This is a genomic window from Enterobacter cloacae complex sp. IR5402, assembly GCF_049238125.1.
Taxonomy (GTDB): Bacteria; Pseudomonadota; Gammaproteobacteria; order Enterobacterales; family Enterobacteriaceae; genus Enterobacter; species Enterobacter hormaechei_C.
Map to the genome: position 1 here is coordinate 94,806 of NZ_JBMKHO010000015.1, position 9,431 is coordinate 104,236.

Genomic DNA, 9,431 nt, shown 5'->3' on the forward strand with positions numbered 1-9,431 from the left:
TGACATGGCGGTAACGCAAACAGCCCAGGCATGTGACCTGGTCATTTTCGGCGCGAAAGGCGATCTTGCACGCCGAAAATTGCTGCCTTCCCTGTATCAGCTCGAAAAAGCGGGCCAGATCCATCCCGACACCCGGATCCTTGGGGTAGGGCGCGCAGACTGGGATAAGGAGGCTTATACCAAAGTCGTGCGTGAGGCGCTCGAAACGTTCATGAAAGAGAAAATCGATGAAAGCCTTTGGGATAAGCTGAGCGGGCGTCTCGATTTCTGCAACCTGGACGTCAACGATGTAGGCGCCTTTACCCGTCTGGGTGAAATGCTTGACCAGGAAAATCGTGTCACTATTAACTATTTCGCCATGCCGCCAAGCACCTTCGGCGCCATCTGCAAAGGTCTGGGCGAGGCGAAGCTGAACGCTAAACCGGCGCGCGTAGTGATGGAGAAACCGCTGGGTACGTCGCTGGCGACCTCGCGTGAAATCAACGACCAGGTAGGCGAGTTCTTTGAGGAGTGTCAGGTTTACCGTATTGACCACTATCTGGGCAAAGAGACGGTACTGAACCTGCTGGCGCTGCGTTTTGCCAACTCCCTGTTTGTGAACAACTGGGACAACCGCACTATCGACCACGTGGAAATTACCGTGGCGGAAGAGGTGGGCATCGAAGGCCGTTGGGGCTACTTCGACCAGGCCGGCCAGATGCGTGACATGATCCAGAACCACCTGCTGCAAATTCTGTGCATGATTGCCATGTCTCCACCGTCAGATCTGACGGCCGACAGCATTCGTGACGCCAAAGTGAAAGTGCTGAAATCACTGCGCCGTATTGACCGCTCCAACGTGCGTGAGAAAACCGTGCGCGGCCAGTACACCGCAGGTTTTGCCCAGGGGAAAAAAGTTCCTGGCTATCTGGAAGAAGAGGGCGCGAACAAGTCCAGCAACACCGAGACGTTTGTGGCGATCCGCGTGGATATCGACGACTGGCGCTGGGCCGGTGTGCCGTTCTACCTGCGTACCGGGAAACGTCTGCCAGCAAAATGCTCCGAAGTGGTGGTCTACTTCAAAAATCCGGAACTGAACCTGTTCAAAGAATCCTGGCAGGAACTGCCGCAGAATAAACTGACCATCCGTCTGCAACCGGACGAGGGTGTGGATATTCAGATCCTGAACAAAGTGCCGGGTCTTGATCACAAACACAACCTGCAAACCACCAAGCTCGACCTGAGCTACTCTGAAACCTTCAACCAGACGCATCTGGCCGACGCTTACGAGCGTCTGCTGCTGGAAACCATGCGTGGTATCCAGGCGCTGTTCGTCCGCCGCGATGAAGTGGAAGAGGCGTGGAAGTGGGTCGACTCCATCACCGAAGCGTGGGCAGCCGATCAGGACGCGCCAAAACCGTATCAGGCGGGAACATGGGGACCTGTCGCCTCCGTTGCGATGATCACCCGTGATGGCCGCTCCTGGAACGAGTTTGAATAACCACCTTCTCTAGCCCAAAGGTGTTATTTTACCGGTAACATGATCTAACACAGCAAGTGGCATAATTTTTATCTTTTAAGCTCCGCGTGGATTCACCCGCGGAGCTTTTTTTATTACACTCCCTTCAGACATTTTGCCCCTGTGCTCCGGATATCAGGCGTTTCAGCGTTGTTAACAACCGTCAGAAACTGTGTAAACTCCCGAGCCTGGACAGATAAATTAGAGGAGCTTTTATGAATCCGACATTGTTACGCGTAACACAACGCATTGTTGAACGCTCGCAAGAGACCCGTGCTGCCTACCTTGCCCGCATCGAACAGGCGAAGAGTGAAACGGTCCATCGCTCACAGCTGGCCTGCGGGAATCTGGCCCACGGCTTTGCGGCCTGCCAGCCTGGTGATAAAGACGCGCTGAAAAGCATGTTGCGTAACAATATCGCCATCATTACCTCCTATAACGACATGCTTTCAGCCCACCAGCCGTATGAGGTCTACCCGTCTATCATCCGCAATGCGCTGCACAGCGTGAACGCGGTGGGCCAGGTTGCAGGCGGCGTGCCGGCCATGTGTGATGGCGTAACCCAGGGCCAGGACGGTATGGAACTGTCCCTGCTGAGCCGCGAAGTGATCGCCATGTCGGCGGCAGTGGGCCTGTCTCATAATATGTTTGATGGCGCGCTCTATCTGGGCGTGTGCGACAAAATCGTCCCGGGGCTGGTGATGGCCGCGCTGTCGTTTGGCCATCTGCCAGCGATTTTTGTGCCGTCAGGCCCGATGGCAAGCGGTCTGCCAAACAAGGAAAAAGTCCGTATCCGCCAGCTGTATGCCGAAGGAAAAGCGGACCGTCAGGCACTGCTGGAAGCGGAAGCCGCGTCTTATCACGCGCCGGGCACCTGTACATTCTACGGTACGGCCAACACCAACCAGATGGTGGTGGAGTTTATGGGGATGCAGCTACCGGGCTCGTCGTTCATCCAGCCGGATGCGCCACTGCGTAAAGCGCTGACCGAAGCCGCAGCCCGTCAGGTGACGCGCCTGACCGGTAACGGCAACGAGTGGATGCCAATGGGCAAAATGGTGGATGAAAAAGTTATCGTAAACGGGATTGTCGCCCTGCTGGCGACCGGCGGTTCAACCAACCATACCATGCACCTTGTCGCGATGGCGCGCGCGGCGGGCATTCTGATTAACTGGGATGACTTCTCCGATATCTCCTCCGTGGTACCGCTGATGGCGCGTCTGTACCCGAACGGTCCGGCGGACATCAACCACTTCCAGGCCGCGGGCGGCGTGCCGGTGCTGATGCGCGAGCTGCTGAAAGGCGGCCTGCTGCATGAGGATGTCAACACGGTGGCGGGCTTTGGCCTGCATCGCTATACCCTTGAACCCTGGCTGAACAACGGTGAGCTGGACTGGCGCGAAGGGGCGAGCGACTCGCTCGATCCTCAGGTTATCGCAACCTTCGAACAGCCATTCTCTCCTCACGGCGGCACCAAAGTGCTGAGCGGTAACCTTGGACGTGCCGTGATGAAAACCTCTGCCGTGCCGGAAGAGAATCAGGTGATTGAAGCCCCGGCGGTGGTGTTTGAAAGCCAGCACGACGTTTTACCTGCTTTTGACGCGGGTCTGCTTGATAAAGACTGTGTGGTCGTGGTGCGTCATCAGGGACCAAAAGCGAACGGGATGCCAGAATTACATAAACTTATGCCGCCGCTTGGTGTATTATTGGACCGCCGTTTCAAAATTGCACTGGTGACCGATGGACGCCTCTCGGGGGCATCCGGTAAAGTGCCTTCAGCGATTCATGTCACCCCGGAAGCCTACGACGGCGGCCTGCTGGCGAAAGTGCGTGATGGTGACATGATCCGCGTTAACGGTCAGACAGGCGAGTTAACCCTGCTGGTGGACGAAGCAGAGCTGGCGGCGCGTCAGCCACATATTCCTGACCTGAGCGCATCCCGCGTGGGTACCGGACGCGAAATGTTTGGTGCGTTGCGTGAGAAACTCTCCGGTGCGGAGCAGGGCGCAACCTGTATTACGTTTTAAGACGACTTGATTTTAACGATCTGGCGAGAGAAAACTCTGATGAAAAACTGGAAAACAAGTGCAGAAGCAATCCTGACTACTGGCCCTGTCGTGCCGGTTATTGTGGTAAACAAACTGGAGCACGCTGTCCCAATGGCGAAGGCGCTGGTTGCGGGTGGCGTTCGTGTTCTGGAAGTGACCCTGCGTACGGCCTGTGCGATGGATGCGATTCACGCTATCGCCAAAGAAGTGCCGGAAGCGATCATCGGTGCAGGTACGGTTCTGAATGCGCAGCAGCTGGCGGAAGTGACCGAAGCGGGCGCACAGTTTGCCATCAGCCCGGGGCTGACCGAGCCCCTGCTGAAAGCCGCAACCGAAGGTTCTATTCCGCTGATCCCGGGTATCAGCACCGTTTCTGAACTGATGCTGGGCATGGACTACGGCCTGAAAGAATTCAAATTCTTCCCGGCTGAAGCGAACGGCGGCACCAAAGCGTTGCAGGCGATTGCGGGCCCATTCTCCCAGGTGCGTTTCTGCCCAACGGGCGGTATCTCTCCGGCAAACTACCGTGACTACCTGGCGCTGAAAAGCGTGCTGTGCATCGGTGGCTCCTGGCTGGTTCCGGCGGATGCGCTGGAAGCAGGCGACTGGGATCGCATCACTAAACTGGCTCGCGAAGCGGTAGAAGGCGCGAAACAGTAACAAATGCCCAATGCATAAAGCAGGCCCTCTGGCCTGATGCTGGTCACTTTATGTGACCAGCATGTATAAGTTCTTCTTCTCTACACAACATTTCTAATATCCCTAACCCCAGGCGTATTATTTTTCATTATTAAATAATCCTTCACTTATATATTTGATGAATAAATCATTCTGAATTTATGTGTGATAAAATTGTCTGGTCCTTTTTTATTTATTCTGTGAATAGATTCACTTCCCGTGAATTAATTCAACCTGAAGTTGGGTATTTTAATGGGGGAGCGATGGGTGTATTGTTTTTAATGAACGGAATGTTTGTTAAAAGGATAGCTAATAATGTCAGGGGAATCTGAGGTAGCTCAAAGGCAGGACACGTTAAACAGATATTTATTGTATTTCCCGCGTAGCAAAAATGTTATTTCAGATGTTCATTCTTTTACAGGAAAAGAGATATTAAGCGAGCCTTATCGCTATACCATTCGCTTTACCAGTCCGGATCTAAACATTGCCATTAATGCTGTTCTTAATCAAAGGGCTGAGTTTATTCTGCGTGCACCCAATCTGGAAGCCTCATGGCATGGGCAAACCTCCTGGCTGCCGGTTCGCCAGATTAATGGCACGATCACCCAATTTTCGCGGCTGATGTCTTCAGGTGACGAAGCACTGTATGAATGCGTGCTGGAGCATGAGCTGGCGCTGCTGGATCAAAATTACCGTTCTGCGGTTTACATGAACATGACAGTCCCGGAGCTCGTTACAAAGCTGATGAAGGACAGTGGTCACTTTGACGGCTACAACATTGATTTTGACCAACTGAGCCACAGTTATCCACGACGGGAAATGATCGTTCAGTGGAAAGAAACCGATTTGCGGTTCATCCGTCGGCTGCTGGCAGAGATAGGGATCTGGTTCCGATTTGAGAATCACAACAAAGTGAAAACGGAAACCGTCGTTATTTTTGGGGATTCTGCGCGTCGTTACAACTTCAGCGACAAACAGATGCCTTATGTCCGACATTCAGGCATGACCAGTTATAGCGAATACATTACCGATCTGGAGGAGCAGCACGGCCTGATCCCCAAAAATGTGTTGGTTCGCACCTATAACTACCGTGACCCGCAATCGCCGCAGACGGATAAGACCGTTAAAACGAGCGATATTCCCGAAGGTGTAACGACAGGCCAACACTATCACTATGCCGATCACTATCTGACTGCGGGGGATTTTCACGGTGAAGAGGCGGAAACCGCCGCATTTTACGCTCGTCTGCGTTATGAACGCCTGTTGAACGGACAGAGTCTTCTGGGGGCGACAACCAGCGATCCCGAGCTTCAGCCAGGCATTATGTTTTATCCCTCAGGGCCTGTACCTGACGGGTTTAAGTCCGGGTTTGTGATAACTGCGATGACTATCCGCGGCAGCCGTGCTGAACACTATCGCGCCGTACTTTCTGGGATCCCCTATATCCAGGGCTATAGCTTCCGTCCTGAATACTTATCCCGGCCGGTGATAGCCGGAACGGTGCCCGCCAGAGTGAAGGCTATCGGGGGAGATAAAACCTATGCCGGACTTGATGCGGTTGGGCGCTACAGGGTTAAGTTCGATTTTGACCTTGATGAAAAACGGGTCGGATTCGAAAGCGCCCTGGTACGCCTCGGCAGGCCGTACGCCGGTGACACCTTTGGTATTCACTTTCCGCTACTGGAGGGGACTGAAGTTGCCGTTGGTTTCGAAGGCGGCGACCCGGACAGACCTTATATCGCCCATGTCATGCACGACGGCAGCCACCCGGATTTAGTCACAAACCGTAACGATACCCGAAACGTGATCCGCACAGCCGCGTTGAACAAGATCCGTCTTGAAGATCGTCGCGGGCAGGAGCACATCAAAATCGCTACGGAGTACGGCAAAGGGCAAGTGAGTGTGGGTCACCTGGTTGATGCTGAAGGCAAAAAGCGCGGGGAAGGTGTGGAGGCTCGCACCGACGACTGGATGGCGCTGCGTGCTGCGAAAGGCGTGATGATCACCACGGAAGCCCAGCCCCGCGCGGGGGGGAAGCAACTGGATATGACAGCGGCTATTGCACAACTTGAAAAGGCGTTGTCGCTGGCGATGACCCTACAGCAAAGTGCGCTTACGGCAGGCGCGAGTAATGTGGAAACCGATCGGCAAAATGCGCTCAGCCAGACGCTGAGTCATCTCGCGGAGCCCGGTATTTTGGCATATGGAAAAAGTGGAATTGCGCTGGTTACGCCGGACAGCCTGCAACTTTCCGCCGGGAAAGACCTGATTGCCACAGCGGGCGGGAATGCCAGCGTGAATGTGGTGAAAAAATTCTCGCTGGCCGTAGGGGAAAAACTGTCGCTGTTTGCCCGCAAACTCGGCATCCAGATGATTGCCGGTGCGGGGGATATTACGACGCAGGCGCAGCGGGGCGAAATGCACATGCTGTCGCAGCAGGATTTCACGCTGACGAGCACCGCCGGGAAAATGAACGGCAGTGCCAGAAAGGGAATGCAGTTTGTCTGCGGGGGCGGCGGGATCCGTATCAGCCCGACCGGACTGGTCACCATTTTCTCGCCGACGGGCATTGAGCTCAAAGCGCCGAGCCTGAAATACGACGGTCCGGAAAGTGTGTCGGTACCGACGCCATCCTTTGAGAAAGGCGCCTTTAAACATCGCTACAAACTGCACGCCGGCGATGATCCGGAGCAAATTCTGGCAAACAAAAAATTCAGGCTGACCAGTGCATCCGGACAGAGGGTGGAAGGCGTGACGGACAGCTGCGGTCGTTCACCCCTGCTCGATGCTGACGACCTCGACAGCTATAAAATGGAGATAATGGAATGACGGAGGCGAAGACAAAACCCTACGCTCCACGGGTGGTATCAGAAGGCGATATTCCGGTACACAAAACCCTGGGCGAAGTCGCCCAGACGCGCAACGTCGGGATACCGCGCCCGATGCCCGGCATTGTGATCCTCGTCCATGGCGTGAACGACGTGGGTGAAGCCTACCAGAACCAGGAGAAAGGTATACTTGCCGGGCTGGGTAAGCGACTTAACCGGCAGGATTTTTACGCCCACGAATGGAAAGACTACAGAATTATCACTCCAGGGCGTTCCCCCATCATCCCGTTTTACTGGGGATATAAACCGGTTACGCATGCTGATTACCGGGCGGACCAGAAGCGCTACCGGGAGGAGGTCGGGAAGCTGAGTGACAAAGCGCATCTTCCCTATGATGCATACCAGGAAGATAACGAGACGAATAAAAAGTCGCTGGGTAATGACGGAAAAGGGCCGTTTCAGTACCAGAACGATAACTTTAAAAATGCACTTGATACGAGTTTTGCCAAGGGGGGCGGGACCTTTGCCAACGCAACGACGACGATCCCGGATATGCTGGGACCCGGCGCCGGTGGCTTCGGCGTTGCCGCTGCGGGATTTGCCTCGCTGCACTTCAATGATGGCGATTTTACCCATCCCATTTATGAAAACCCGCACCGCATTTACCAGTTTTTTGCCGCTCAACGGCTGGCGGATTTGATTATTCAGATTCGTCAGCCGTTAGTAACTCAAAACGATGTTATCAATATCGTCGCTCACAGTCAGGGCACGATTATTACTATGCTGGCAAATATGCTGGTGAAACAGGCCGGGTATGCTCCGGTAAACTGTGTGATTCTTAATCACTCACCGTATTCTCTTGAGTCGCGCGTGGCTGAAAATATTCAGCCGGGTTATCAACAGACCGACGATGCCAGACAGCAGACATTTAAAAATTTCTGTCGCCTGATGCATACGCAATGGAAAGGGGGTGGGAAAATGGCAGAGAGCGAATTACAGGCTCTGGAGGCCTCCTGTACCCTGCGTAAACCTTCCGATAATCCGCTGCGAACGGATGACAGATATTGCCGAAGCAACGACGGTAAAGTGTATAACTACTTTTGCCCGAACGATGGCGTCGTGTCGCTGGAGAATGTGCAGGGGTTTGGCTGGCGGGGCATTCCTCAGAATATCGCCAGTGATATACCGAATCTGTTTCAGCGTGTGTTTTACCAGCATGGTGAAGTAGGAAACATCCCTGACGCTAACCCCTTTGAGTTACCGCCGCGAAATGAGGGGGATGCAAAATATGCCTTTCTCACGAACGCCAGTTACAGCGCTCGCGATGTGGTAATAAACGGTGAGGAGTTACCGGAACCTTTTATTTTCAAACTCCAGGGGGAGGATAATCACCCGGATAACGATCCTAAAACCAGTGATAAACCGTATACCTATTATGTCGATCCGGACAGCCCGGACGCCTACATTTCCTATTCCGCCAAAGCCAGCGCCATTAAGCGCACGGTAACGACAACCTTTGCTGTGAACCGCTATCAAAATATTGGCTGGCAGCCTGGTCACGTTTTATCTGCTTCAGAGCTTAAAGAAGAGAGTTTTGAACGCAAGCATGAGGTTATTTATGGTGAGGTGTCAGGTTCGCGTGATTTTCAGTTAGTTACCCTTACCTGGAAGAAAACACCGGAAGAACTGCAAGCGGAATGGCAGAAAATTGACCCGGTAGGCTACAGCCAGCACTCCTCTATTGTGATGAGCGAATTTGCGCCATCGCACGCTATGGCGTTTGATTTGGCTATTGGGCAGTGCAAATCATTCGATTATCAGGCGGGGAAATTTTGGGAAGGGTTGTTACATCGTGCGGACTGGCGCGATCCGCAGAACGGTTATGAACCAGCATTAGAATATTATCGAAGCGGAAAATTACCAGAGACACAAACTAAATTTTATATGAACTGGCCTGATGAGGTACTACCGAAAGGCGACTATGGTGTGAAAAATCATTTTAACAATTCTACAACTATAAAACCGTCCCGAGATCTAACCGCAGGAAATCAGGTAATGACAAATCTGCAATGGGATATGCCTAAACCCAAAAGTGAGAGCCAACTAGTTCAAGGATAGAGCATGAAAACATTATTTATAGGACTGGCGATTACTACCATTGTTCTGGCGACGGGCTGCCAGGCGAAAGAGCCACCGACACAGGTTGTTTACCGGTTCGATGATCACCGTTTTCTCGAATTGAAAGGCTGGGGCTGCGAAGGTGAACTCTGGTATACGGATACTCTTCGGGGTATTCATACCAGGCCCGTCAGTCAATTTTATCGGATTTTCACCAAAAAATTTGTTCATCCTTCTGAACGATATATTGCCATACCCACC

The 9,431-nt window shown here is 53.2% G+C and carries 6 protein-coding genes; all 6 read left to right on the forward strand.

What is annotated here, in order from left to right; translation table 11 throughout:
* Positions 1-4 precede the first annotated feature (4 nt).
* A complete protein-coding gene (gene zwf / locus ACOTXL_RS19980; RefSeq protein ID WP_003859771.1) occupies positions 5-1,480 on the forward strand; it encodes a glucose-6-phosphate dehydrogenase in 1,476 nt (491 codons plus the stop codon).
* A gap of 233 nt (positions 1,481-1,713) precedes the next feature.
* The gene (edd, locus tag ACOTXL_RS19985) at positions 1,714-3,525 is read left to right on the forward strand and encodes a phosphogluconate dehydratase (RefSeq protein WP_032659039.1); all 1,812 of its coding nucleotides are present in this window, start codon (positions 1,714-1,716) and stop codon (positions 3,523-3,525) included.
* Positions 3,526-3,564: 39 nt separating this feature from the next.
* Positions 3,565-4,206 (forward strand): bifunctional 4-hydroxy-2-oxoglutarate aldolase/2-dehydro-3-deoxy-phosphogluconate aldolase, encoded by a 642-nt coding sequence (gene kdgA / locus ACOTXL_RS19990; protein WP_045350828.1) that lies wholly within the window; start codon positions 3,565-3,567, stop codon positions 4,204-4,206.
* 333 nt (positions 4,207-4,539) lie between these two features.
* Complete coding sequence (locus tag ACOTXL_RS19995) at positions 4,540-7,053, forward strand: DUF2345 domain-containing protein (protein WP_045350829.1); 2,514 nt, start codon at positions 4,540-4,542, stop codon at positions 7,051-7,053.
* Complete coding sequence (locus ACOTXL_RS20000; protein WP_032659030.1) at positions 7,050-9,170, forward strand: T6SS effector phospholipase Tle3 domain-containing protein; 2,121 nt, start codon at positions 7,050-7,052, stop codon at positions 9,168-9,170. The genes ACOTXL_RS19995 and ACOTXL_RS20000 overlap by 4 nt, the downstream gene beginning before the upstream one ends.
* Before the next feature lie 3 nt (positions 9,171-9,173).
* Positions 9,174-9,431 (forward strand): T6SS immunity protein Tli3 family protein (locus ACOTXL_RS20005; protein WP_421625856.1); only part of this gene is annotated, 258 nt, incomplete at its 3' end.

Coding starts and splice junctions, on each gene's coding strand:
- ACOTXL_RS19995 (WP_045350829.1), top strand. CDS start 4,540: ATGTCAGGGGAATCTGAGGTAGCTCAAAGGCAGGACACGTTAAACAGA.
- ACOTXL_RS20000 (WP_032659030.1), top strand. CDS start 7,050: ATGACGGAGGCGAAGACAAAACCCTACGCTCCACGGGTGGTATCAGAA.
- edd (WP_032659039.1), top strand. CDS start 1,714: ATGAATCCGACATTGTTACGCGTAACACAACGCATTGTTGAACGCTCG.
- zwf (WP_003859771.1), top strand. CDS start 5: ATGGCGGTAACGCAAACAGCCCAGGCATGTGACCTGGTCATTTTCGGC.
- kdgA (WP_045350828.1), top strand. CDS start 3,565: ATGAAAAACTGGAAAACAAGTGCAGAAGCAATCCTGACTACTGGCCCT.